Consider the following 26,145-nt stretch of genomic DNA (forward strand, 5'->3'; position numbering starts at 1 on the left):
CCCGCAGCACGCATGTTGAGCGATCTCACTCGGATCGCCGCGGCGATGTGTTCGAGAGCGCGTTCCAGAGCAGAGGCCCAACCGGATTACTCCATTGTTGCAGTGATCGATCTGCCTCGATCCCGAGTATCATCAATAACGAGTATCATCAATAAATCGGCCCATGGCAGGAAAAATCGGCCCATGGCAGGAAACTGTAGGGAGCGAGTGCAATGCGTAAACAAGCGACCGTGCTGGTGACTGGAGCGGGCGGATTTATTGGGCACCATCTCGTCAAGTACCTCGCCAAGCGTGGATACGTCGTGCGCGGTGTCGACATTAAGGGTCCGGAATACGAAAGAACGGAGGCTGACGAGTTTGTGATCGCAGACCTTCGGAAGCCTGCCGACTGCATGAGAGCGACCAAAGACATCGATGAGGTCTACCACCTTGCCGCCGACATGGGTGGTATCGGCTACATCAGCTCGTCTCATGCGGAGATTGCTGTCAACAATACGCTGATCAATGCGCATACGCTCCGCGCAGCCCGCGAGAACGGAGTGAAGCGGTTCCTATTCTCGTCATCAGCGTGCATTTATCCTCAATACCTTCAGAATAAGCCCGATGTCGTGCCCTTGCGCGAGGAAGACGCCTTTCCCGCGCAGCCCGAGGAGGGCTATGGGCTCGAAAAACTCTACATGGAGAAGCTCTGTCAGTACTTCACAGAGGACTGGGGCTTCTCGACACGAGTCCTCCGCTTCCATAATGTCTATGGGCCGCTCGGCACCTATGAGGGAGGCCGTGAGAAAGCTCCGGCCGCAATTTGCCGGAAAGTCTCGTTACTCGCGGATCACAGCGAGATCGAGGTCTGGGGCGACGGGAAGCAGACGCGATCGTTCATGTACATCGATGATTGCGTCGAAGGCATTTACCGCATCATGCAGTCCGACTATAGCGCGCCGCTCAATCTGGGAACCGATGAATTGGTCAGCGTCGACGATCTCGTCGACATCGTCTGCGAAATCGCGGGCAAGACGCTAGTCAAGCGGTACGACACCTCACGTCCACAAGGCGTACGCGGTCGCAACAGTGACAACTCGCGGCTGAGAAGTGTTCTCGGCTGGGAGCCGAAGACGCCGTTGCGAGTAGGGCTCATCCCGACTTATCGATGGATCGAAGCGTGCATACGAGGTCAACTGGGTCAGCCTATGGTGACTGCGGCCGAGTAGGAGCCGGAATCGCGTTTGCCGATCAAGCAGGATGTGGTCCGCAAAACATCTGTCGCAGAGATACCCAAAATCGGGAAGAGGTGCGAATGGCAGAAGTTGGGGCGATTCTTCCGGGGAGCGATGCGCCGAAGAGCCGTTATCGTGGCTGGCGTAGGGGCGATGAGGGATTTGCCAATCGATTTCGAAAGCCCGTTGTCGTCGCGATGTTGGTGTTCGGCGATGTAGTTGCCGCCATTGCCGCCATGTCCCTCAGTCGAGCGTTGATTGAGATGACTGGTACGCAACCGCCCGACCCCAAACACCTCCTGATACTCCTCCTCATTTTGGTGTTTTCTTGCGTTCGCCTATACACCGGATGTGGGCCTAGTCCCTATGAGCGTCTCCGGCTGCGCGCCATCGGTATCATGGGCCTGATGGCGATCGAATTGCTGGTCGGACTTCCGGATGGACAGTGGGGCCTGCTCCTTGTGGGATTTAGTGAAGCACTTTGTCTGCTGGTCTTCGGTCACTACGTCGAGACGATGATACGGACCCTATTGATCCATCTCGATCTGTGGGGAGCTTCGGTCGCCTTAGTCGGCTGTGGTGATAACAGTCGAAAATTGGCCCAGTTGCTCGTGGATCAGCCTTCCCTCGGCTTAAGGCCGATCGGATTCATCGAGACTTCTCGCGACAGAGATTTGTGCAACGAGGCGCTTCCGTTCCCGCTGATTGGGCGGATAGCGGAGCTGGGCCGAATAAGTCCTCATGTCGAATTCGCGATTTTCGTTTCTGCGGATGAACTCTCCGCGCTCACGTCTGACCCGCAGCGATGGATGTCATCTTGTCGCTTCCTGCTGGTCGAGGATGTGCGAGATGTACAGAGCTTGTGGCTGCGTACGCAGATGCTCGGTGGGGCAATCGGAATTGAGATCAGGCGCGACCTCTGTTTGTGGCACAATCAGGTACTTAAGCGAGTCATCGATATTCTTCTCGCGATTCCCATTGCGCTACTGGCGTGGCCGATCATCGTCGTTCTTGCGTTTGCCGTTAAGCTTGTCGATCCGGGCCCCGCGTTCTACGTTCAGGAGCGGATCGGGCGCAAGTCGAAGACGTTGCGAACTTTGAAGCTTCGCACGATGTATACTGACGCCGAACAACGGCTGGAGGAGCATCTGCGCCGCGATCCGCGGGCGCGCGCGGAATGGCAGGGCTTTTTCAAGCTCACGCACGACCCTCGGATACTGCCGATCATCGGAAGTTTCATGCGGCGCACCAGTCTTGATGAACTGCCGCAACTCTGGAACGTAATTCGTGGCGATATGAGTCTCGTCGGTCCGAGGCCGTTTCCCGCGTATCATATGAATAGCTTTGATCACGAGTTCCGAATCATTCGTGTCAGCGTTCAGCCCGGCATCACCGGTATGTGGCAGATCTCATCCCGGAGCAACGGCGATTTGCAGGTTCAGAAGGCGCAAGATCTCTTCTATATTCGAAACTGGTCCATCTGGCTTGATATCTACATTCTGCTGCAGACAGTGATTGTTGTTCTAAACGGTAGAGGCGCCAAGTGAATGCGGCTTCCCGGGCCTCATCGCGTGAACGTCGTCACGATGTGCACTCCGCGTCGTCGTGGTCAAAGCAGAGGTCAGAGTGCGAGAGTTGCCGAACAGCGGAGCAAACCTGACGAGTGGCATCCCGTACGGCGTGACGATTCCGGCGTCGTTGTTTACTGCGCGACCGCTCGCTGCGGGCTTACGTCGCGCCGTTTGGTCGGGGGAAGGATCAACTGTCCGACGCTAATGGAAATCCAGTAGGACCGCCGCACTGCCTATCTTGACGCGCAGGCCCGGCTATGAGGGGTAAAGCGGAAGTGGCTCGGACATCGTCAAACCGGCTCGATCGACCCTGAACGGACATGAGGAGAGGATTTCGCCCGTCACGCTAGTCATTCCGGCTTTCTGTCTGGACGTTCAACAAGTTCATATATGGGAACGTACGTGCTTTCCGACCACGATTATAGCGCAGCTCCGCAGACCGCGCAGATCGCGTCACCAGTATGCGGCACCAAGAACTTCTCTTCGGTGCGTCTGTACTCGGCGCCGCAATTGCAACTCGCCAGCGGAAGCTTCATCGCCCTGGGGCACGATCGACCTCTCGCGCCTTCGGCTTCCGATGTATCTTCTTGCTGGGAGCGCCGACAATGTGGTCGCCCCGGAACAATTTCTTGCAGTGGAGCGGCTGGTAGGAACGCAGCCGGAATATGTCCGCCACGAGGTCGCGCCGTGTAATTATCCGGGTCTACTCATGGGAAAGCGGACGCTCGAAGAGTATTGGCCGAGGATTGCGCGTTGGATGAAAGAGGTTGATTGAGTGAGCCTGGCCACTTCCGCTAATGGGCACAAACTTGACCTGCCGTCCCGTCCAACGCATGTCCAGTTCATGACCCGTCTGAGAAATCGGTAAGCCGCTACTTTGTTTTCTACGCTGCCCATCTCACCCGCCCGTAAGAGCCCGGCGCGTCTTCTATAATCGTGAGCTTGCCACCGCCAGGTTCACGCGCAGGAACGCGGTCCGAATCGAGTTGCGTTACCCATTCGTTCCAGACCGGCCACCACGACCCTTGATGAGACGTCGCGCCGGCGAACCATTCGTCGGGACTGAGCGGCAAATTGTCGTTCGCCCAGTGTCCATATTTGCTGCCCGGTGGGCTGATCACGCCAGCCATATGGCCCGCATCGGTTAGAACGAATTTGATCGGCCCGGAGTACAAGCGTGTCGCGGCATAGGTCGATTTCCACGGCGCAATGTGGTCTTCGCGCGTAGCCAGAATGAAGGTCGGAGTCCTGATTTTCGATAGATCGATCGGCGCATCCGCCAACGTGATGCCGCCGGGTTTTGCCAGGAGATTTTGCTGATACATCTTACGCAAATAAAACGAATGCATCGCCGCTGGCATGCGCGTCGAATCGGAATTCCAGAACAAAAGATCAACGGGAATTTGCTCCTTGCCGAGCAGGTAATTGCTGACGACGAAGGACCAGATCAGGTCATTGGCGCGCAACATATTGAACGCCGCCGCCATATCCTGCGCTTCCAGATAGCCGCGCTCGCGCATTCGTCTTTCGAGAGACGCCAGCTGCCCTTCGTCGATGAAGACGGCCATATCCCCGACTTCGGTAAAATCGACAAGCGTCGCGAAGTAGGTGGCGCTTGCAATCCGGTCGTCTCCCTTCGCGGCCGAATATGCCGCCGTCGAGGCGAGCAGGGTTCCGCCGAGGCAATAGCCAATTGCGTTGACGTTATGCTCACCGGTCGCGGACTCGATCGCGTCCAATGCCGCCAAAGGTCCCTCGAGCATGTAATTTTCAAAGCCCTTTTCAGCGAGCTTCTCATCGGGATTCACCCAGGAGATGGCGAACACCGTATGTCCCTGATCGACGGCCCATTTGATGAAGGAGTTCTTTGGCTGTAGATCGAGAACATAGAACTTGTTGATCCATGGCGGGATGATCAGCAGTGGCCGCCTCCGGACTTCTCTTGTCGACTGCGTATACTGGATCAATTGCATGAGCTCGTTCTGGTAGACGATTTTTCCTGGGGTCGTTGCGATGTCTTCGCCGAGGCGGAAAGCATTCATGTCGGTCATTGTAATCGCAAGCCGGCCATTGCCGCGCTCCAGATCGGCAAGAAGGTTCTGCAAACCACGCAGTAGGTTCTGTCCGCCGGATTCCAGGGTTGCGCTGAGGACCTCCGGATTGGTGATGACGAAATTGGAAGGCGACAAGGCATCAACGAACTGGCGCGTGTAGAAATCGACCCTGCGAGCAGAGGCCTCGTCCATGCCTTTGACTTCGCGGATAGCAGAAAGAATCGACTTGGCAGCAACGAGATAACTGTCCTTCACAAAGTCGAAGATAGCATTCTCGCTCCAGTCCGGATGCCTGAACCGTTTGTCTTTCGGGGCATCGGCTTCGCGTGCACGCAGCATGAGCATGCGTTCCGCCATTTTCTGCCAGATACCTAGAGAGTTGTAGAATAGGTCGATCTGGGCGCGGGCGACAGCCACCGGGTCGGTCATCATCCTGGTCATGAGCTCGAAAAAATCGAACCTGAGCGTTGACGTGCCGCCCATCTCGAAATTGATCGCGCCCGGCTGATGAGACGCGAAGCGCTGCATCAGTAGCTGGTTTTGTTCCGCGATATTCCGCAGTTGCGCCGCAAGGGCAATCGGATCCCAGGTGGGCTGCATCCGTTTGTCGGCCAAAGCTCTCTCCTGCTGTTGACAGGCCTGACCAAAGCCGTTTGGGTAACTTCCAAGAAAACTAACATCTCGCCGGATGCGGTTGGATACACGCACGGTCGGCAGATAGGGTTGATTAGTTATGTAAAACCGGTCTTCCGTGTACGCAGCTCCTGTTCGAGAAAGCCCCCGGCGCGCTTATGGCCCTAGTCTTCCACCTGCATCCGCATGAGTTGGTGGCGTATCAATAGAATGCGACGGCGATACGTTTTTCTTTACGCCAGACGACTGAACAGCGGCGCGGGCCACCGTCCGGAATGACAGTCAGCGCGAATTCGTCGGGAATCTTTTCATCTCCAGCAATATCAAGGGCGGCACCGTATGCGGAGATGCTGCGAATCAAGCAATCTGCTTTCGAACGGCCGAAGCTGATTGAGCCGGACTTTGGGATGCGTGTCGAATGGGAATTTTTCTGCTCCATAGTTTTTCTCCGAGTAAAGAGTTCACCCCGCCGAGCGCAAATCGATTGTCGTCGGGCACCTCCTGCCCTCAAAACGAGCCCGTCAAAATCTCGGAAGCCGATCCGATCTCAGAGCCTTGAATTAAATAAGTGCCATTAAAATACCACATTAAAGTTGCGAATTAAACTGGAATATAAAAATTAAATTAAAATTAAATTAACGGTCGAGGGTCTGAGCCGAAGTTCTGCAAAGGCTTGCCCTTTCCTGCAATTTTAGCGCCGATTGCATTCGATCCTCCTCAAAAATGGCTGCACCATTGGCATTTGATCCAAGCGACCTTTAAATCGCCCATACAGCCGTCGGTTATTTATTTCGATCCCGCGGGGCCGCGTCGCACTTGTTAGTCTCGGCGGCCGCCGACGGGGACCGGACCGACGGGGGTCGATGCCGATTGCTGACACCGCGCTACTCTATGCGCTTGCGCCAGATCGTGAACGACAGCGCCCCAACAGTTGGTGCCTTATTATTCTCGGCAGTCGCGCAAAGCTAAACGCTACAATCCTGAAACCAACACCATCTCGTGGGGAACGGCGAATCCTGCACCGCCTTTACGACTGGTCCGGTGCGGACTGGCAGAAAAGCGGACCGCGGCCCGGCAGCAACATCACAGGATTTATTGATTTCGGGATGCCACGCTGCCCGCAGGGACTGGCCAATTCGGCGCCATTCAAGCGGTGGCGCCGTCGTTTGGGGTCGAGTTGAGCCCAGTCAACGTGAGTGACTACGAAGGGACCGAGCGCGCTGTCGCAGCTTTCGCGCGACAGTCGAATGGCGGTCTAATTCCGACCGCTAGCACTTTGGCCGTGATTCATCGCGATCTGATTATCGCGCTTGCGGCTCGGCACAAGCTGCCAGCGGCTTATTCCAGCCGCGCTTTTGTCGCTGGCGACGGCCTTATCTCATATGGGCCTGACCGGGTCGGCCAATATGCGCGCGGCCAGCTATGTCGATCGCATCATTAAGGGAGAGAAGCCCGCCGACCTGCGAGCATGTCAGTCAGTGCAGGTGCCTCGCCCCGATACGGAACGTGCACCATGTTGAGACCGGCCAGCAGCTTGAACAGTTCACCGGATAGATGGCCTGCCGTTCCGTTGCCGCCTGATGCCATGTTGACCTTACCCGGGTTGGCCCGGGCATACGCGATGAACTCGGAAACCGTCTTCGCTGGGAACGATGGGTTTACCGCCAGAATGAAGGGGATCGAGTTGATGCCGGAGACGGGTGTGATGTCGCGGAGGAAGTTGAAATTGAGTTTCTCATAAAGCGTCGCATTGATCGCGGACGAGGCGCCGACCAGGAGGAGGGTGTATCCGTCCGGCGGCGCATTCACAACCAGCTCCGTGCCAACATTGCTGCCTGCTCCTGGCCTGTTCTCGATGACAAATTGCTGGCCGAGACGCTCCGACGGCCATTGGCCTATCAGACGAGCGCTGATGTCGGTAAATCCGCCGGCGGCAAATGGGACGACGACGCGCACCGGCCGGGCGGGGTAGCCTTGCGCCCAAGCGAAGCGCGACAAGGCCGGCAGCGCGGTAGCCACTGTTGCGAGAAGCAAGAATTGGCGGCGGGGCAGTTTCATGGTCTCTTCCTCCCTGATCGTCTTTATTGGGCACGCCTAAATGGGCGCGGACGCGCGATGGGAGCGTGGATAGACCGCAAATGTGATGGTCTCAGTGGATATGCCCGCCGAGGGCATCGACGCCTGCCACCAACCAAAGGGGGACTTCGGCACGTCCCGCTGGCCCGGCTCGAAAGTTAGGCTACCTCAACGGCGCAGCGGGCGGAAGTGGACATGACCGCTTGTGGCCCGTTCGAGACATGACGGCTGAACGCGGGATGTCCGTTAATCGGAGTATAGCCGATGTGCCCGGCCTAGGGTCGAACCGACGCTTTTGACCCTGGCTGTGTGAAAACGCCGTGCCGCTGTTATGATTCTCCCGTGATTCTAGGGGGGATCGATGAGGCGCTTCGTTGAGGAGGCCGATCGTGGGCAATGGACGCTACTGCCCGAGTGCCTCGATGATTTCATTGACGAGGGCAACCCCGTCCGCGTCATCGACGTGTTCGTCGGTGCGCTCGATTTGGCGGAGATGAGCTTTGAAGGAGTGGAGCCGGCGGCGACTGGTCGGCCCTCGTACCATCCCTCGGTTCTGCTGAAGCTTTACATTTACGGCTATCTGAACCGGGTGCAGTCGAGCCGCCGGCTCGAACGAGAAGCCGGACGCAATGTCGAGGTGATGTGGCTGCTGGGCCGGCTCGCTCCCGATCACAAGACGATCGCGGACTTCCGGAAGGATAACGGCTTGGCGCTGCGCAAGGTCTGTGCGCGCTTCGTCGAACTTTGCCGCGAAATGGGGCTTCTTGCGACGGCGAGCGTCGCCATCGATGGCAGCAAGTTCAAGGCCGTGAACAACCGGGACAGGAACTTCACAAAGGCGAAGGTGCAACGGCGGCGTGCGCAGCTTGAGGAGAGCGTCGCGCGCTATCTGAGCCAGCTTGACACGGCCGATCGACAGGAGCCGAGCGAGGCGCTGGCCGCAAAGGTAACAAGGCTCACCGAGAAGCTGACGAAGCTGAAGGAGGAAATGGGCAAGCTTGCGGTTTACGAGAAGCAGATGCTGGATTCGCCAGACCAGCAAATCTCCCTGACCGATCCGGACAGTCGCTCGATGGCGACGAGCGGCCGCGGTTCCGGCGTCGTCGGCTACAACGTGCAGGTCGCCGTGGATACCAAGCACCACCTGATTGTGACGCATGAGGTAACGAACAACGGTTCAGATCGGGCACAACTTGCCAATATGGCCAAGCAGGCGAAGGCTGTTCTACAGACCGAGACGCTCGAGGCCGTTGCCGATCGCGGCTACTTCAGCAGCGCGGAGATCCTCGCCTGCCACGAGGCCGGCATCACAGTAACTCTGCCCAAGCCGCAGACGTCTGGCGCCAAATCGGATGGACGCTTCGGCAAGCAGGACTTTGTCTATTTGCCGGAGGAGGACGCCTATCGCTGTCCGGCCGGGGAGCAACTGCCATATCGTTTTACGAGCGAGGAAGATGGCAAGCGGATAAGGCGTTACTGGACCAGCGCCTGCCAAAATTGTTCGCTCAAGTCTCAGTGCACGACAGGACCGGAGCGGCGGATTCCGCGATGGGAGCATGAGCATCTGCTCGAAGCCGTGCAGCGGCGCCTTGATGCAAACCCGCATGCCATGCGCGTGCGTCGCGAGACGGTCGAGCATCCGTTCGGCACGATGAAGGCCCGCATGGGGGCGACACACTTCCTCACCAAAACGCTTCCAAAAGTAGCCGCCGAGATGGCTCTCTCGGTCCTGGCCTATAACCTGACACGGGTCATGAACATCGTCGGGACCAAGCCGCTGATGGCTGCGATCGTCGCCTGAGACCGAACCGGTCCAGACTTCTCACAAACTTCCCTGGGAAGGGTGTTTTTACACGGCCAAGACCCGAAGCGGACGTCACTGACGTAAGCGGATGTCGTCTACCGACCCGAATAATCGGACGGCACGACTTACTTGGCCGCGCCTTCATCCCAAATCGTCGAGGTCTTCCGGCTCAAGCTTGAGGGCGGCCGCAAGCACATTATCTTCCAGATGATCGATGGATCGAGTGCCCGGGATTGGCAGCATAACAGGTGATTTAGCGAGCAACCACGCGAGGGACAGGGCAGCGTGCGTGAGGCCGCGACGCGAGGCGACTACCTTTATCCTCTGTGCCCTTAGGCCACGCTTCCCGCCCAAGGGGTACCAGGGCAGAAAAGCAATTCCGAGACGCTCGCAGGCGGAGAGTACATCTTCGCTGGTTTGGTCTCGTAGATTGTACTCGTTCTGAACCGACACGATTGGTGTGATGGAGCGCGCGACCTCGAGCTGGGCAACCGTGACGTTCGAGACGCCTATATGGCGAATTTTGCCCAAGCGCTGCAGATCCGCCAGCGCTCCAACCGATTCTGTGAATGGCACATTGGGGTCAGGCGCATGGAATTGGTACAAATCGATGCGATCCAGCCGCAAGCGCTGCAAACTGCCTTCAATCGCCCGCCGCAAACGGTCGGGGCGACCGTCCGGGACCCAAGATCCGCGGTTTGGTCTCACCAACCCGCCTTTCGTGGCAATAACCAAACCCGGCGGGTAGGGATACAGCGCCTGCGATATCAATAACTCATTCGCTTCGGGGCCATAACTATCCGCAGTGTCAATAAGATTAACGCCAAGCTCGACCGCTCGATGCAGAACCCGATTGACGTGCTGTCGATCCCTTGGTCTTCCCCAGGCATAATCCCCGCACAGACGCATCGCGCCGAAGCCCAATCGGTTAACCTTCAGGTCGCCGAGTTCAATCGTTCCAGCAAGCGCTGCACCTTTGTGGGATGACTGTTTCACCCGAAATCCCGTCCTATAGTAGCCGCAACGACTACGTCCTGCATTCTCGAAAAAAATCGCCTTTGCCGGTGGTGTCGCGCGCAAACTCTTTCAGGCGACGTTGATCGTCAAGCGAGAGACAAGCATAACCGGGGAGGTTCGGGCGGTCTTTACGGCCGCAGGAGCTGCATCTACACTGGCCGAAATTGCAATTTCTGGCGTGCCTTGCCCCAACGCAAAGCGAATAGCCCGCTTCTGGCCCAAACCGGCGGTGAGAAGGCGGGCAGAGCATGTCCGCTCTGCCCGGGTACTTCAGACATCCACTTGTTCCGCTATTGCCAGGGCGTCATCGACCTCAATGCCGAGATACCGGACCGTGCTTTCGATCTTGGTATGCCCAAGCAGAAGCTGGACGGCCCTGAGATTACCAGTCCGCTGGTAGATCAGGGTAGCTTTCGTTCGTCGTAATGAATGCGTCCCGAACAGCCTTGAGTCCAGTCCAATGCTTCCGATCCACTCCGACACGAGCCGGGCATATTGGCGCGTTGTCATGTTGCGGTTAGGACCACCACGAGCCGTGAATAAGAACTCACCAGGCCTTTTGTTGGCGGCCTTTAGATAGTCATCGACTGCCTGGCGAGTCTGCTCGCTCAATTCAAATCTGACAGGCCGTCCGGTTTTCTTTTGGCGGACAGTTGCGCGATCCGCCGTGTACCCGCCGGCAGCAACATCCTCGACTCGGATGGCGACAACATCACAGCCGCGAAGCTTACTGTCTATCGCCAGATTGAACATGGCGAGGTCGCGAGTGCGGCCTTCGATCTGGAGTTTCGTCCGGATTGACCAGACGTGTTTGGGTCGCAGCGGTGGCTTTGCCCCTGTCAGCTTTCCCTTGTTCCAGGGCAGGCGTTTATCAGGCGTCAGCGCAGCATTTACTTGATTCTGCATGGTCATACTCCTCGGTTACAGAGGAGGAGAGCATGTGCCACTGGTTAGGCATCCTTGACCCGGCCAATCTGCTCCTTTTGCGTAAGTCGTGTATCTTTAGCACCCGAGAAGCTCGTTCAACATCTTTGAAGGGTTCGTGGCCGTGGTCCGTAGCAAGAATGCGTCACCAACTTGGGGCGACGTTAAGGCCGCGCTCCTAGATTTCGATCGCGCGGGCCTTCGGGGACTAGTGCAAGACCTCTATACTGCGAGCAAAGACAACCAGGCATTCTTGCACGCCCGCTTGGGCTTGGGTCATGATCAGCTCCAGCCCTTCAAGGCGAGTATTTCGAGATGGATATCCCCGGACCTAATGAAAGGCCAGTCGGTATCGGTTTCGAAAGCCAAGAAGGCGATTGCGGATTACAAGAAAGCCATCGGGCGCTCGGATGGAATAGCGGAACTGTCGATATTTTATTGCGAGGAGGCATTCGGCTTTCTAGACTCCTACAACACGGAAGATGAAGGCTATTTTGCTGCTTTGATCCGCATGTACGAACGGTCCCTCGAAATCGTATCAAGCCTAGCTCCTGCCGAGCGTATGATCTACCTTGAGCGTCTCGACAAGCTTAGATCGCGCGGTAGGAACGTCGGCTGGGCGATCGAAGAAGGATTCAATAGCCTTTGGTACGCCGCTGCTCTGGACGAACACCAGGGTGAATGAAGCATCCTGTCGCACGAGGTAACGATTAGGTCGTCGGGAATGGAGCCCGGGAAGGATGTGCCGAATTCCTCTGGGGGCATGTATTTGGAGAGAAACAACGCGCCAACGTCGGCAGCAATATCGGCAACCAGATGGCATGGGCCTTCCAATCCGTCGCAGTCCGTGTCTGGTGCCGGGACGTAGTCCCAATGCGCGCCATCGCGCAAAATTAGCCCGTACTTCGGCTCAATGAGAGCATCCCAGTACCCCGATGCGTTGGCGTGGACTTCCACTAGATCCTGGGTTCGCGTTCCCCAGGCGATCAACTTTGGCACCCTGAGCGTATCGAGAGGCCGCGGCGCACTGGAGATTGCCCAACTCTCCCAAACACCCCCCCAGCGACACGTAGGCGGTGGCTGGGATTGTGAAAGCCAATTGCCCGCCGTAGAGTGCCCCATAAGAATGGCCGATGATTCCGAGGGTCGGTGGCGGCATTAGGAATTGGCTGAAAGGACCTGAGCGCATCCAACTGATGACGTTGTTGATGAGCGAGTAAGTAGCGTCCGACGGAGATCCTAGCCGAATACATGATCGCGGGCGATGGCGAAACCGGAGGAACTGCTAATCCGGGTCGGTCCGGCTTGGCCGGCACTTTTCGGACCTGCCGATCCTGCCGGCGAACGTCGGCTATGAGGGATTAAAGCGGAAGTGGCTCGGATATCAGCAAGCCGACGCGATTGACCCATTTCGCGGTGAGCCTAGCCGGACATCGACCCAAAATTCTGCTATATGATCTTTTTCCCCGAGCATGGGGGAGCACCTTGAGCAGAGAGCATGTAGAGCGGCGACTGGCAGCCATTTTGGCGGCGGATGTCGCGGGCTCTTGCCGCCTCATAGGGGTCGATGAAGAAGGCGCGCTGGCGCAACTGAAAGCTCTGAGAAAGACGCTTTTCGATCCCAAAATTGCTGATCATCGCGGGCGCATCGTCAAGAACACCGGGGACGGCGCTCTCATTGAGTTCGCGAGCGTCGTAGACGCCGTACGCTGCGCTGTCGAAATTCAGCGCGGCATGGCCAAACAAAATTCCGATGTACCGCAGGACAAACGGATTGAATTTCGCATCGGCATTCACGTCGGCGATATCATCATTGAAGACGATGATATCTTTGGTGATGGGGTCAATATTGCAGTCCGTCTCGAAGGGATCGCAGAGCCTGGCGGCATCAGCATTTCCGACGATGCACACCGGCAAGTTCGGGGCAAAGTAAATAGCACCTTTGAGGACATGGGTTCGCATTCTTTGAAGAATATCGCCGAACCGATGCGGGTCTGGTGCGTTCCAAAAGGTTGCACCGGGATAGATCTGCCGAATCGCCTGCTCGTTGATAACGCTGAACAGCTTGCTCTTCCTGATCGGCCTTCCATCGCGGTGTTGCCGTTCCAGAATATGAGTGGTGATCCCGATCAGGATTACTTCGCTGATGGCATGGTGGACGAAATCACCACTGCGTTGTCACGGTTCAAACCTCTATTCGTGATCTCGCGCAATTCGAGTTTTACCTACAAGGGAAAAGCCGTCGACATTAAGCAGGTCGGACGCGAACTCGGCGTCCGCTACGTGCTTGAAGGGAGTGTGCGCAAGGCAGCCGGAAAAGTCCGCATCATCGGCCAGTTGATTGATGCCGCCACCGGGTTGCACCTTTGGGCCGATCGATTCGAAGGTGATCTGAGCGATATCTTCGCTCTACAGGATCGGATGACCGAAAGTGTCGTCTCTGCCATTGAACCAAAAATGTTTCAAACCGAAATCGATTTGGCCGCGCGTCGGCCGAAAAACCTCAGCGCTTACGACCTTTGTCTTCGAGCAATACCGCATCTCTATTCATTTACTCGGGGCGGATCGGCCGAGGCCCTTCGGCTTGTCTCTCGCGCATTGGAGATTGACCCTCAGTATGGCTTTGCTGCAACCCTTGCAGGAAGTGGTCACCTCCAAAATGTCACTCAGGGGTGGGCGACCGATCCGAAGTCGGAAACTGCCGAAGGATTGCGGCTTCTCCGGTTGGCACTCAGCATCGATGGGAACGACCACTTGGCATTGAGCATGCTTGGCTACGCAGCGGCCTGGTCTGGCGATTTCGATACTGCAAGGGAGATGGTGGACCGTGCGGTCGCCCTGAATCCCAATGCAGCCTTCGCGTGGGGCCAGCGAGGTTGGACTTACCGAGTAGCGGGGCAGCCCGAAGAGGCGATCCGCAGCTTTGAGCGCGCCATTCGACTAAGCCCATTTGACCCGTTGCTATTTCTAAGGCTTACAGAAATGGGCGTTACATTCATCGATCTTGGTCGTTTCGATGAGGCGGTTGCCGCGGTCAAGAAGGCTCTTAGCCAGAACCAGACTTTTGCGGCGTCCTATCGCTGCCTCACGACGGCCCTGGCTCATCTGGGACGCGAAGCAGAAGCGAGGAAGGCAGCGGCCTGTTTGCTCGAACTCGAACCCGATTTTCGCATTTCTGAATGGGTAGCTCGTAGCGGCCGACGGCATGATCAGATCTTTATCGACGGTTTCCGCAAAGCCGGCCTTCCAGAATAACGCGCTGTCCGATCTCGCGGTACCAGCGATTTCATCGATTGGGCGGCGACCCGCGACCTCCACTGTTGGCACCTTTCGCCGGTGCGAGTTGGTCTGGGTCAACGGGTCACAGGTAGGCGTGCGGTTCGTCACCGAGAAGACAAAAAAGCACCCGGGCAAGAATGACCATCCCGCTCGTGCGCAATAAGTCAATCTTGCAGGACCAGGATGACGAGCGATTCACATGCAGCTAGTCTCTTCGCGAACGATCTCCTTCATCGATGTCCCCTCTCTCGCAGTTTTTTGAGGCCAAAGAAGCTCTGTTTCATGACGAGGGTAAGGGCTTCCTCCTCTACCTCTCCGGCGGAGAGGTATCATCAACCGCAAAAGAGCGAGTCGTATTCCTGGAGTTGCGGGAGGCGCTGATATGGTTGAACGAGCCCCCTGAGGATCGGGGCTCGTTTTGGGCATGAAGACGCGCAAGTAAGTCGCTCAACGGAGACGACCCGCATGTTTGTGCATGTTCTGGCGGATGATGCCGCCAAGTTGTCCCACCTTTGCGGCATTCTTGACCGCAGATTTCGCGTAGCAGCGGAACGGCTCGACGTCGACGCAAAGCTCTCGCAGGAGTCTCATGCGGTGGTTGTCCGGGCCGATCTACGTGTCGTCGAAAACATCGCGGCTCTCAAGAAGAGGAGTGCACGCATGGCCAAGGTGCCAAAACGCATATTCCTTGTCGAAGAGCCGTCCCACGTCTGCATCTCGCAGGCCTATGCCCTGGGAGCCACGCTCGCCCTAACGGGCACAATCAACCGGTCCAAATTGCTCGCTGCGTTGGCCGATCCGGCAGCCCCAGAATGCTCCTCGCCAACCGGCGCGCCGCAGCAAGACAACGCGGTTGACGTCGCCGCTGCCGCCATTGGATCGATGTTCACCGCGGTGTCGTTGGGCGAGCCGATAGATGTGATCGGGACGAAAGAAGCTGGCAGGAAAATCGCCGATCGCATCACAGAGCACGGGCTCACTGAATGGCTCACGACCGTGCGGCGCCATCACGAGGGGACCTACCAGCATTGCCTCCTCGTAACCGGCGTGGCCATCGACTTTGGACTTAGCCTGGGACTACGGCGAACCGATCTTGACCGGCTGTGCTCCGCCGCCATGTTTCATGATATCGGGCGATCCTGGACAAGCCCGGACGGCTGAACGCCGAGGAGCGCGCACTTATCGAGAGCCATCCGGTGGCAGGATACGAGTTCCTCAAAGCCCAGACCGGTATTTCCGCCGAGGCCCTGGATGCTGTCCGGCATCATCACGAGTATCTCGATGGCAGCGGATACCCGGATGCGCTCTGCGCCGAGAGTATCACCGACATCGTCCGAATGCTGACCATTTCCGACATCTTCGCCGCGCTGATTGAGCACCGGCAATACAAGCCGACCATGCCCTGGGGCGGAGGCATACGGCATCCTTTCCAGGATTCAGGGAAAATTGGAAACGGCCCTGGTGGCTGCGTTCAAGGACGTCGCGCTGGCCAGGTAGTCCTTGCGTCGACCGTCGGTCACCGAAAACGAGGCAAAGCCATCAGGACGGCTGCTTGCGACATGGCGCGATCATTGGACTCCTTCACCGCATCAAACAGGCGCTATTATTCACGGGCGCTAGGACGCATGGGCCAAGCTCGGCCGAATCGGGTCAAGCCCGCTGTAGAGGCGCGAATTGTCGAACTGCAGGCCAGCCGTGATGGCATCCTCAGGATCGCTCAGCAGCTCGGGTATCGATACCACCATGGTGTAGCGGGTGCTCAAGTAGGAGCTGTGGCTTGCCCACCGGAAGGGTCGCTAAGACATCGCTAGACACGCTGTGTTTCAAACACTGTTTCAAACACTCCTTTCACCAAACTACGGCTGAGAGTCTAAAAGCGAACCGACACCTTGAGGCCCATTGGTAATCTTGATGGTACGCAACTGGGGATGCGGGACGCGACCGTGTTGGAAGTGTTGATTACCAGGCGAAGCCCGACCAAGTGGGAATGGCGGGTCTGTGACCGCTATGGGGCCACGATTATGGGCGGTTATGAAAGCACCCGACCGGCGGCCAACTACAGGGGGAATCGGGCGCTATTTCTCCTGTTGTCTACCCGCTGGATTCGGTGATCGCGCAATCCGGACCGGCAAAGTAGGCATAAGGCAGAACACGGACATCGAACAATCAATGCGTTTTCCGTCGTTCTCTTGGAGACGGAACCCCTGCCAATGGGTAATTGCCAAATCATCCGGCACTCGGCTGAATGAAGCCATGCGGAGCAAGGCGGTAGTCGCTCTTCTGGGGATCGCGGCAGGTGGAGCCTACTCGGGAGGCGATGCATCGTTTTTACGAAGAACGATCGTGGATTCCTATTCGGCCAAAACGGAATGTAGATCGCCGGAGTTTTGGTTGCCGGAGCGGCCTAACTGCGAAGCTTCGCTGTATCCAGCGGAAAAAATCTGGTGATATTGGCAGCTCATGACCTTGTAGCACTCACATGCCGCTCCTTCGAGCCGCGGTCTGTCAATCTCGACCAAGCCCCGCCGGCCGGGTCGTACAGCACCCGACGCCCGTAGTTTGCGCATAATCAGCGTCACTGTCGTTCGTCGTACTCCAAGCAACTCTGAAAGCGCTTCCTGCGTTAGCAATATAGCATCAGCGTCGATCCTATCGTGAATGTGGAGCAACCATCGGGCCATGCGGGCTTCGACAGGATGCAGCGCGTTGCAGGCGGCCACATGCTGAAGCTGCATCAACACTGCCCTTGTGTGGGTCTGGACCGCCTGTTTGATGAGGCTGCTCTGACCGAAGGCTGCATGAAACCTTGATGCGGAGATCTGCGATGCGATCCCCGGCACGCGCACGACCGCCGTGGTAGGAGAATGCGAGGGCCCGAGCACTGACAGCATGCCCACCGCTCCCTCAGGCCCGATGACGGAGGTTGCTACTGTTTCTCCGTTCGGCATTTCGAGCATGAACGAAATCGTCCCGCTGTGCGGAAAATAGACCTTGTCACTCCGATCGCACCAGCACCGCGTCTCGTTTGAGCGATATTTGCTCGAAGTAAGGGGCGAGTAAACCAAGGTCCGCTGACGGCAGCCCAGCTAACAGTCGATTACCAACGCTCGTATGGCGCTTCATTGTGGCTGGCAATTCCTTCAATGATTATGATTCATTTCGGATTCAAGGTGAGCACGACGGCCTGGATCGAAATCGGTTGGCGTCGCGCGTTACCAAGAGCACCACGATTTGTCCTCTCGTATTTTTACTTGGGGGCTTTGCTTCTACTTAGGGGCTCGGTCGTAATTCCGTAATATTGGGCAACCCTTTCAATCTACGCCGGGCACCGCCAACACCGCGGTTTTGAAACGCCCAGCCGCAAGCGGAAAGATCTTCCGCAAGAGGTACACAAGCGGCAATCGACGCGCTCTATCGTCCAATCCTGAAACGCTCAGTGCCGATGTCCGAATTTCCCGAAAAGTGCCAAGAGCGTAAATCTCGTATCTTACCCATCACCCATAACCACTGTAGTTTTGACAAAGGTCACGCGCTCTGCGGATGATTTTTCCTATTGGTGGTTTGCATTGGTCGTGAGAACAGAACGATCGGCCCTAAGCGAGGCCTGCAATGTCGAGAATGCTCCTGGCGCTGTCGATCGCGTCAATCGTCTTTTGCGGCGCGATTTTCGGATCCTTCTATGCTTGGGTCTGCTCGACGATGTGGGGGCTCGATCAGGCGGATCCCCGTGTCGCAATCGCTGCCATGCAGGCGATGAATGCCTCAGTGCGCAACGCGGTGTTCTTTCCTGCATTTTTCCTGACACCGGTAGTTTTGGTTTTCACGGCGGCCGCAATGCGCTTTGCCGGTCAAATCTTGGCTGCGTTGTGGTTCCTAGCCGCGGCTGCGGTCTATATGGCTTTCGGCCTTTTCCTCACGATGGCAGTGAACGTTCCCATGAACGAGACGTTGGCGGTGACGCCTGTTCCGGCAGACGTTAATGCCGCTCGGGAGGTTTGGGACAGCTATTCAGGGCGATGGCAATTCTGGAATCAAGTGCGAGCGATCGCTTCAGGCATTGCTTTGATTTTCGCCGTTTTCGGATTGACGAGATCGCGACTGAGCGCCTCAAGGACTGTATGACGGCAAAGGTCGATCTTTCACCTTCGGCCAAGTTGCAGAGGAATGGACTGGCTTAGCCAGTGGCCCCAATGCTCTGGCCCGGACTCCTCACCGAATGTCCGTAACGATCATTCGGGTCGATTTGACCGCAAAACACAGAAGGATGGAATCAAACTGGCCAGCCTTGATCAACCGCAGACAGAATCAACACAATCGACGCAAAGCGTATAGTCGCGTATGGGATGCAACGGTCACGCCAAAGCGAGCAGAGGGCGTGTACAGGTTTCCGATCAACGTCTCCGCTCATGCCGATCGCACGCGGATCGAGTCTCTAGAGATGTTGGCCCCCACCTGAGTATCGGCCGCTGTGATTCCCGACCGTCCGAGGATATCGACTAACTATAGAATATTCCGCCATCCACGTTGAGTGCCTGGCCAGTTACAAATGCCGAGTCGTCCGAAGCAAAGAATGCGACGGGACCAACAACGTCTTCCGGCTCGCCGAGTCGATGCAGGTCGGTGATCTTTTCGAAATACGTCACCCGTTCCGGATCGCGCAAATTGTTGCGACCCATCTCCGTCAGGATGATGCCGGGACATACGGCATTGACGGTAATTCCGTGGCCGCCAAACTCCATGGACGTGACGCGCGTAAAGCCGACCACGGCGGATTTTGATGCGGCATAGTGTGACTGCCCTGGACCGCCTGTGCGTGCGGCGAGGGATGCTATGTTGACGATGCGTCCATAGCGGCGCTCCTTCATATGCGCCGCGACGGCCTGGGTCATCTGGAAGACGCCGCGAACGTTGACGGCAAAGGTCTGATCCCAGATCTCCGGTGTCAATTCGTCGATCATTGCCAATCTCAGGATCCCCGCATTGTTGACGAGAACGTCGATATGTCCAAGACCCTGTACTGCCTCGGATACCGCGCGCTGACAGTCTCCGATATTGCTGACATCGGCCAGGACGGGGATGCATTGTCCGCCCAGTTTCTTCACCTCAGCGATGGTCTCCAGCAGAACCGCCTCTTGGGCCGGGATGTCGTTCAACGCGAGGCTGTAGCCCCGATTGGCCAATCCGATGGCAATCGCGCGCCCGATGCCGCGGCTGGCCCCTGTCACGATGGCATGTCTGGTCATGTTGTGTTCCTGTTTCAATAAACGTGATGTCGATGGACTAAGAGCGAGCGGCGCCTCGGACGGGCAGAGTATTCATCGCGTGGATCGTGTCTTCGAACGACACGAGATTGGCACCGGAGCCCAGGCCCGTTGCGACGATCGCGGCCGTTGCTGTCGCCAGCTTTGCGCAGTCGAGCAGATCCCAGTCGCGGACCAGTCCGGCGATGAAGCCACCGGTATAGGAGTCGCCGCAGCCGGATGTGTCGCGCACCGCCACCTCGAATGCCGGCAATGTGAACTGCCGCCCTTCGCGGGCCATGACGAAGGATCCGTTCTCTCCCAGCGAGATGGCACAGGCGCCGGCGCCCTTGTCGATGAAGATTCGCGCACAAGCCACGGGATCGTCGGTTCCGACCATGGCGTGGGTCTCGTCGATGCTTGGCATGAAAAAGTCCACATAGGGCAGCAGCGGTTCGACCAGCGCCAACGTCTCGCTTCGTGCCTGGATCAGGTCCAGCGTCGTGATGCAGCCGGCAGCCTTGGCGTCCCGCAGCAGTGCCACCGACGGAGCGCCGTCCATCGCCAGCAGAGAGCCAACGCCGCCAAGGTGCAGCACTTTGCTCTGGCAGGCGGCCTTCTGCGCCTCGGACGAGATGCGCCAGCGAGCAGAAGCGCCCCTCGCATGCAAGACCGGACGCGATCCGTCGGGACGGATGGGCAGGATCGTCGCTGACGTCGGGGCGCCGGGCATCCGCTCCATGACGGAGATATCGATGCCCTCGCGCTCCATTGCATTCAGCACCCAGTCGGCCTTCTCGTCGGTGCCCACCGCGCCAACTGCGCGAGCGTTCAGGCCAAGTCGTGCGCATGGCACAACCGTTCCACCGGCGGTGCCGGCGACGGTCAGTCGTATTTCATCGATCAGCGCCCGACCGCCGCCGGCCGGGATTTCCGTGACCGGAACGCCCAGAATATCCAGAATGTAGGTGCCGCAGACGCTGACGTCGTGTCGGTGTGCCATGAGGCATGTCTCGCAGTTGTTGGTGCCGAGTTGTTAATTTGAATGCGCCGAGGTCTTTTGGGCGCCGTCGCTGTCACGCAAACCATATTGCCCCCATCGCCTGAGGATGCTGTCGATCTCTTCGTCCGGCAGCAGCGGCGGTTCGCCGAGCTGCAGGCAGCCGTGATATTGCTTGGCGAGCACTTCGACCTCCACCGCGAGCCACAGGGCCTTGCGCAGGTTCAGACCGATCGCGATCAGCCCGTGATGGGCCAACAGGCAGGCGCGGCGATAACGAAGCGCGTCCAGGGCCGCGCGTGACAGCTCCTCGGTGCCGTATTGGGCATATGGTGCGCATGGGATGTCGTTACCGCCGGCCGCCGCGATCATGTAGTGGATGGCCGGAATCGAACGGTTCATGATTGCGATGATCGTGCAGAAGATCGGATGCGCATGAACGACGGCGTTCGCTTCGGGTTTCGACTTGAGGATGTCGAGGTGAAAGCGCCACTCCGTCGAGGGCACGTGGCCCGGCGACGCCGTCCACGAGCCATCCCATTTCATGGCGACGATGTCCTCCGGCCGCATGCGGTCATAAGGAACACCCGACGGAGTGAGCAGGATGCCGTCCTCAGTCCGAACGCTGATATTACCAGACGTGCCCTGGTTGATACCCTGAGCCGACATCTCGCGACACGCGTCGATGATGGATTGTCGAAGCTCGACGTCTGAATCGTAGGACTTCACCATGGCGTACTTCCTCGAAATGCATCACCGTAGCTCGTCTGGGCCACCGGAGTTGTCGCCTCATCCTGATCGAAGCGCTTCAGCGCCCCATGGCAAAGAACTCGTCGTTCGGCCGCATGCTGGTAACGTTTGCCAGTCGGTTGGACATGCCGAAGAATGCAGCGATGGCGGCGATATCCCACGCGTCTTCCTCGGTAAAGTCATGGCGCTTCAGTGTTTCGATGTCGGCATTGCCGACCTCGTAGGCCTGCATCGAAACTTTCATGGCAAAGTCGAGCATCGCCTTTTGCCGCGGGGTGATGTCGGCCTTGCGGTAGTTGACCGCCACCTGGTCCGCGATCTGCGGGTTTTTCGCACGGATGCGAAGGATGGCGCCATGGGCCACCACGCAATACTGGCACTGGTTGGCATTGCTGGTGGCGACCACGATCATCTCGCGTTCAGCCTTCGAGAGCGGACCGGGCTTGTCCATCAAGGCGTCGTGATAGGCGAAGAACGCCCGAAACTCCTCAGGTCGATGCGCAAGCGTCAGAAAGACGTTGGGCACGAAGCCCGATTTTTCCTGTACCGCCAGAATGCGGTTACGGATATCGTCCGGCAGATCCGAGATTTCGGGGACAGGAAAGCGGCTGATGGCAGGCTTGGTCATGTTTATGGATCTCCCTCAGGCGGCCGCGAGTGCAACCAGCTTTTCTTGATATTCGTCGAAGGCGTCGCGTTGATCTGCGATATGTGGTTCGGCCCTCACCAGGCACGTCTGCGCGGAGCAACCCTGGCCAAATTGCGAGGTGCCGACGTCGAGCGTCAGCACGTTCGGATTGCCGGCGGCCTCGAGACCTTCGTCATCCCGCGGGGTGAACCAGGCGCCGGTGGGTAGCACGATCACGCCCGAACGCACGGTATCGGTAACCTGGGCCGTGGCCAGACAGGTTCCCCGGGTATTCCAGATGCGGATGGTCTGGCCGTCGGTGATCCCAAGCGCCGCCGCGTCATCAGAATGAAGCCGCGCCTGCTCGCGACCATTGCGCTTCAGGGCCACGCTCGAGGCGCCTGTCTCGAGCTGACTGTGCAGGCGTCCGGCCGGCTGGTGCGAGATCAGGTGCAGTTCGGCTGGATCACTGCAGTTGCCCAGCCATTCCGCCGGCTCGATCCAGGCCGGATGTGCACGACAGTCGCCGTAGTTGAGCCTGGCGAGCGTTTCGCTGCCGAGCACGATCTTCCCGCTTTCGGTCTTGAGCGCGAATTTCTCCGGTGCCTCGCGGAAATCAGCCAGGAATGTGTGGCCGGCCTGCACCGGGCAGCGCGCGTAGCCGGTCTGCCAGAACGTGTCGAAATCCGGCATTTCGAAGCCAAGCCGCTGCGCAGCATCCTCTCGGCTCAGCTCGTAAAGGTAGCGAAGCCAGTCCATTTCATCGCGGCCTTCATTGAAACGGTCGGCGACGCCGAGCTTTCCGGCGATCAGATTGAAGATGTCAAAGTCGGGTCGCGAGTCTCCCACGGGCTTGATGGCTTGTTTCATCGCGAGGATGAGGTCGGAGCGCTTGTTGCCGGCCATATCGTTACGTTCGATCGATGTGGTCGCCGGCAGCACGATATCGGCGCGCTGCGCCGTCGCCGTGAACATGGGATCCTGAACGATGATGGTCTCGGGCCGCGTCCAGGCTTCAGACAGGCGATTGAGATCCTGATGATGATGGTAGGGATTGCCGCCGGCCCAATAGACAAGCTTGATATCCGGATAGGCCCGGATCTCGCCCTCGTAGGTGAACTCCGTGCCGGGATTGAGCAACATGTCGCTGATGCGCGCCACCGGGATGAAGCTGTCGATCGGCCGCGTGAGCTGCGAGATGCCGGGCGACTTAAGGAGATTGAAAGGTGCGCCGACGCCGCCGAGGGACGCATAACCGTAGCCGACGCCGCCGCCCGGCAATCCGATCTGACCGATGACCGATGCGAGGCCGAGTGCTGCCCAGAACGGCTGCTCGCCATGATGCGCGCGCTGGAGGCTCCAGCTCACGGTCAGCATGCTGCGGGTGTCGACCAGGCGCTTGGCGAGCTGGCCGATGCCGTTGACGTCGAGCCCGCAGATACCGGCGGCCCAAGCCGCATCCTTGCGCGTGCCATCCGACGCGCCTTCAAGATAATGCAGCAGCCGATCCGCACCACTCGTGCAGCGATCGAGGAAGCTCCTGTCGTGCCTGTCCGCTTTCACGACCTCGCCGGCCAGCCCCAGCATCAGCGCCGTGTCCGTATTCGGGCGGATCGGCCACCATTCGGCGTCGACCCAGTCCGGCAGATCGTCCTTCAGGGGCGAGACGTGAATGATCTTGACGCCGCGCGCGACGATCTTCCGAAGATATGTTTCGAGCCGATGGATGCCGATACCTCCGGCCTCGCTCTGTGCGGTCCGCGGTGACAGCGCCCCGAAGACCACCAGCGTCTCGGTGCGTTCGGCGATGGTGTCGAGTGTGTTGGCGCGCCCGTCACACGCGTCGGAGCTTCCCAGCGTATGGCGCAAGATCACGGGACCGGCGGCGATGGAATAGGTGTCGACATGCCTGGTGAAGCCGCCGACAAGGTTGAGCATGCGCTTCAGCAGCGACGAGGCATGGTGCAGGCGGCCCGAATTCGTCCAGCCATAGGAGCCCGCGAAGATCGATGCGTTGCCATAAGTGCCTGAGACGCGACGGATCTCGTCGGCAACCAGCGTCGCCGCCTCATCCCAGCTAACGGCCACGAATTTCTCCTGGCCTCGCTTGCGCCGGTCGCTGTGTTCGCGCTTGTCCAGCCAACCCGAACGAACCATCGGCCGCAATACGCGGCGTTCGGGGTTGGCCCATTCCGAAATGGAATGGATGATCGGGGAGGGGGCCGGGTCGTGTTCGAATGGCTCGACGCCCACGATCTGTTCATCCTGCACGAGAATGGTGTAGGCGCCCCAATGGCTGCAGTGCGGTATCCGCCTGAGCTCACTCACGCGCCGTCTCCATGGGCTCGCCCGTGTTGCTGCAAATCAGGACACATGTGACAGGCGCCGCTCGATCTCGCGCAGCTCGCGCCGCATCTGTGCGGCGAACTCGGGATAGGTCTCGGCCACTTCGTCGAAGACGCGACCGCGCAGCAGATCCAAAGTGTGTCGGTCGGGCAGCGCGGTCTGTTCCGGTTGGCTGTCATGGGTGAATTGAAAGCCGGTGGCGTCCTTGATTGCGGCGAGGTCGTGTCCGGGGTGAATGCTCTGGAGCTCGAAGCCGGGACGGGTCTTGTCGAAGCGGAACAGCGCCTTGCTGGTCAGCAGCGCAATCGGGCCGCCGCTTCGGAACACGCCGTCATCGCTGACGCCCGGCGCGCTGATGAAGTCCACGTTCTCGACAAGGGCGCGGGGGGTGTGCTCCTCGCGGAACAGGATGACCCGCGGCACGACGTAATAAAGATAGGCCGATCCGAACGAGCCGGGCCATCTCACTTGCGACTGCGGATAGTCGCCGGTCCCCACCAGGTTGACGTTGCCGCGGCCGTCGATCTGTCCTCCGCCGAGGAAAAAGGCGTCGATACGGCCTTGACCCGCGCAGTCGAATAGCTCGGCCGAGCCATTGGTGAAGAAGTTGTGCTCCACAGATCCCAGAATCGAAATGCGCGGGCCAGCATCGCCCGCTGCTTGCTGCAGCGCCCGGAGCAGCATGGCGCCGGCGGCAGGAATGGGGGAGGAGGCACCGACAGCGACATGCCTCACGCCATCGAGCAGCCGCGCAATGGTGCAGATCAATACCTCTCGCGGGTGGACCTCGGTCATCACGCGGGCTCCATCCGGGCGTGAGCCATATAGTCGGAGAAGCCCTCGGCCGTCCGCGCCGCCTTCGCGTAGCGCACGATCTCCGCCGTATCGGCCGGATACTCGCCCCAAAGGCCGTAGGGCCACGCGCCTTTTGGGGCGAGGCCGACTTCGGTGACGTAGAGAGATGGCAGAACGCCGGCGGCGCTCATCTCATTCGCGAGCAGGCTGTCGTCGACGATACGCTCCACGGTGACGAGAACCGTGGCCGACGCATAAGCCATGGCGGCGAGTTCGCGGCGCCGTCCGATCCAGACATTGCCGAAGCGATCTGCCATCGGGGCGTGGAAAATCGTGACATCCGGCCTGATGGCTGGAATGAGGACGATCGGATCGCCGCCGTCTGCGAGGGGATTGTTGATGACACGCCAATCGTCGCGGTGGCGGAGCAGGTCACTGCCAATCAGTCCGCGGAGCGGCAGAAACGGACTGCCTTTCTGCCCCGCCATCAACCCGGCATGGATGGCGGGGCATGTCGCGTCCTTTAATTTGATCGCCCCGTCCTTGACGGCAGCGTTGAAGCGGGGGGCGCCACCAGTCTCGCCAAGCGAGACTGCGCTCGTTTCCACCGATCGGACCAGACCTGCTCCAACGAGTTGATCGACCTGAAGTCCGCCGGTCGGGACACAGACGAGATCGAGATTGTTGGTGCCGCGCTCCATGATCGGGCGGGTCATGGCCATGGATACGCCGGCATAGTCGACCGGCAGCGCCAGGCGCATGCCCGGCTCGATGTGCTTCGCCATTGCGCGAAGATCGCTCAGCACCATTTTCC

The 26,145-nt window shown here is 58.6% G+C and carries 18 protein-coding genes and 2 pseudogenes; 7 read left to right on the top strand and 13 right to left on the bottom strand.

What is annotated here, in order from left to right; translation table 11 throughout:
• Positions 1 to 212: 212 nt before the first annotated feature.
• Both V1290_RS25735 and V1290_RS25740 read left to right on the top strand, forming a co-directional pair.
• Entirely contained in the window at positions 213 to 1,208 is a 996-nt protein-coding gene (locus V1290_RS25735) for an NAD-dependent epimerase/dehydratase family protein (RefSeq protein WP_334366963.1), read from the top strand.
• A gap of 86 nt (positions 1,209 to 1,294) precedes the next feature.
• Entirely contained in the window at positions 1,295 to 2,761 is a 1,467-nt protein-coding gene (locus V1290_RS25740; protein ID WP_334366964.1) for an exopolysaccharide biosynthesis polyprenyl glycosylphosphotransferase, read from the top strand.
• A gap of 908 nt (positions 2,762 to 3,669) precedes the next feature.
• Here the strand turns inward: V1290_RS25740 and V1290_RS25745 are convergent.
• The 3 genes from V1290_RS25745 to V1290_RS25755 all read right to left on the bottom strand — a co-directional run bounded on the left by V1290_RS25745 (position 3,670) and on the right by V1290_RS25755 (position 7,530).
• Positions 3,670 to 5,454, bottom strand: coding sequence for a PHA/PHB synthase family protein (locus tag V1290_RS25745; RefSeq protein ID WP_334366965.1), 1,785 nt, complete (start codon positions 5,452 to 5,454; stop codon positions 3,670 to 3,672).
• A 220-nt stretch (positions 5,455 to 5,674) separates the two neighbouring features.
• The gene (locus V1290_RS25750; RefSeq protein WP_334366966.1) at positions 5,675 to 5,911 is read right to left on the bottom strand and encodes a PilZ domain-containing protein; all 237 of its coding nucleotides are present in this window, start codon (positions 5,909 to 5,911) and stop codon (positions 5,675 to 5,677) included.
• Between the two features lie 998 nt (positions 5,912 to 6,909).
• A complete protein-coding gene (locus tag V1290_RS25755) occupies positions 6,910 to 7,530 on the bottom strand; it encodes a Bug family tripartite tricarboxylate transporter substrate binding protein (protein WP_442894069.1) in 621 nt (206 codons plus the stop codon).
• Positions 7,531 to 7,909: 379 nt separating this feature from the next.
• Here V1290_RS25755 and V1290_RS25760 point away from each other — a divergent pair, with 379 nt between their 5' ends.
• The gene (locus V1290_RS25760) at positions 7,910 to 9,349 is read left to right on the top strand and encodes an IS1182 family transposase (RefSeq protein WP_334366967.1); all 1,440 of its coding nucleotides are present in this window, start codon (positions 7,910 to 7,912) and stop codon (positions 9,347 to 9,349) included.
• 144 nt (positions 9,350 to 9,493) lie between these two features.
• On the opposite strand, the gene V1290_RS25765 is transcribed toward V1290_RS25760, so the two are convergent.
• Both V1290_RS25765 and V1290_RS25770 read right to left on the bottom strand, forming a co-directional pair.
• The gene (locus V1290_RS25765; RefSeq protein ID WP_334366968.1) at positions 9,494 to 10,348 is read right to left on the bottom strand and encodes an aldo/keto reductase; all 855 of its coding nucleotides are present in this window, start codon (positions 10,346 to 10,348) and stop codon (positions 9,494 to 9,496) included.
• 291 nt (positions 10,349 to 10,639) lie between these two features.
• Positions 10,640 to 11,281 (bottom strand): tyrosine-type recombinase/integrase, encoded by a 642-nt coding sequence (locus V1290_RS25770; protein ID WP_442894070.1) that lies wholly within the window; start codon positions 11,279 to 11,281, stop codon positions 10,640 to 10,642.
• A gap of 223 nt (positions 11,282 to 11,504) precedes the next feature.
• Between V1290_RS25770 and V1290_RS25775 the strand changes: the two genes are divergently transcribed.
• From V1290_RS25775 to V1290_RS25785, 3 genes and pseudogenes are all read left to right on the top strand, one after another.
• Positions 11,505 to 11,978, top strand: coding sequence for a hypothetical protein (locus V1290_RS25775; RefSeq protein ID WP_334366970.1), 474 nt, complete (start codon positions 11,505 to 11,507; stop codon positions 11,976 to 11,978).
• An 800-nt stretch (positions 11,979 to 12,778) separates the two neighbouring features.
• Entirely contained in the window at positions 12,779 to 14,548 is a 1,770-nt protein-coding gene (locus V1290_RS25780; protein ID WP_334366971.1) for an adenylate/guanylate cyclase domain-containing protein, read from the top strand.
• Between the two features lie 489 nt (positions 14,549 to 15,037).
• Positions 15,038 to 16,069, top strand: a pseudogene (locus tag V1290_RS25785) (HD-GYP domain-containing protein).
• An 854-nt stretch (positions 16,070 to 16,923) separates the two neighbouring features.
• Here the strand turns inward: V1290_RS25785 and V1290_RS25795 are convergent.
• Positions 16,924 to 17,695 (bottom strand): annotated as a pseudogene (locus V1290_RS25795) (Crp/Fnr family transcriptional regulator).
• 486 nt (positions 17,696 to 18,181) lie between these two features.
• Between V1290_RS25795 and V1290_RS25800 the strand changes: the two are divergent.
• A complete protein-coding gene (locus tag V1290_RS25800; protein WP_334366974.1) occupies positions 18,182 to 18,694 on the top strand; it encodes an anthrone oxygenase family protein in 513 nt (170 codons plus the stop codon).
• Positions 18,695 to 19,068: 374 nt separating this feature from the next.
• Here V1290_RS25800 and V1290_RS25805 read toward each other — a convergent pair whose 3' ends face one another.
• The 7 genes from V1290_RS25805 to V1290_RS25835 all read right to left on the bottom strand — a co-directional run bounded on the left by V1290_RS25805 (position 19,069) and on the right by V1290_RS25835 (position 26,140).
• Entirely contained in the window at positions 19,069 to 19,815 is a 747-nt protein-coding gene (locus V1290_RS25805) for an SDR family NAD(P)-dependent oxidoreductase (protein ID WP_334366975.1), read from the bottom strand.
• Between the two features lie 37 nt (positions 19,816 to 19,852).
• The gene (locus V1290_RS25810; protein WP_334366976.1) at positions 19,853 to 20,815 is read right to left on the bottom strand and encodes a carbohydrate kinase family protein; all 963 of its coding nucleotides are present in this window, start codon (positions 20,813 to 20,815) and stop codon (positions 19,853 to 19,855) included.
• A 33-nt stretch (positions 20,816 to 20,848) separates the two neighbouring features.
• Positions 20,849 to 21,544, bottom strand: coding sequence for an L-fuculose-phosphate aldolase (locus V1290_RS25815; RefSeq protein ID WP_334366977.1), 696 nt, complete (start codon positions 21,542 to 21,544; stop codon positions 20,849 to 20,851).
• 76 nt (positions 21,545 to 21,620) lie between these two features.
• Positions 21,621 to 22,190, bottom strand: a complete 570-nt coding sequence (locus V1290_RS25820) for a peroxidase-related enzyme (RefSeq protein ID WP_334366978.1) — start codon at positions 22,188 to 22,190, stop codon at positions 21,621 to 21,623.
• A gap of 15 nt (positions 22,191 to 22,205) precedes the next feature.
• Positions 22,206 to 24,518 carry a molybdopterin-dependent oxidoreductase gene (locus V1290_RS25825; protein ID WP_334366979.1) on the bottom strand — a complete coding sequence of 771 codons (2,313 nt, stop codon included), beginning with the start codon at positions 24,516 to 24,518 and terminating at the stop codon, positions 22,206 to 22,208.
• Positions 24,519 to 24,554: 36 nt separating this feature from the next.
• Positions 24,555 to 25,331, bottom strand: coding sequence for a CoA transferase (locus V1290_RS25830; RefSeq protein ID WP_334366980.1), 777 nt, complete (start codon positions 25,329 to 25,331; stop codon positions 24,555 to 24,557).
• On the bottom strand, positions 25,331 to 26,140 hold the full coding sequence (locus V1290_RS25835; RefSeq protein ID WP_334366981.1) for a CoA transferase subunit A: 810 nt from the start codon (positions 26,138 to 26,140) through the stop codon (positions 25,331 to 25,333). Before V1290_RS25835 ends, V1290_RS25830 begins: the two co-directional genes overlap by 1 nt.
• Positions 26,141 to 26,145: the final 5 nt, after the last annotated feature.

It is taken from the genome of Bradyrhizobium sp. AZCC 1578, from assembly GCF_036924675.1.
Taxonomy (GTDB): domain Bacteria; phylum Pseudomonadota; class Alphaproteobacteria; order Rhizobiales; family Xanthobacteraceae; genus Bradyrhizobium.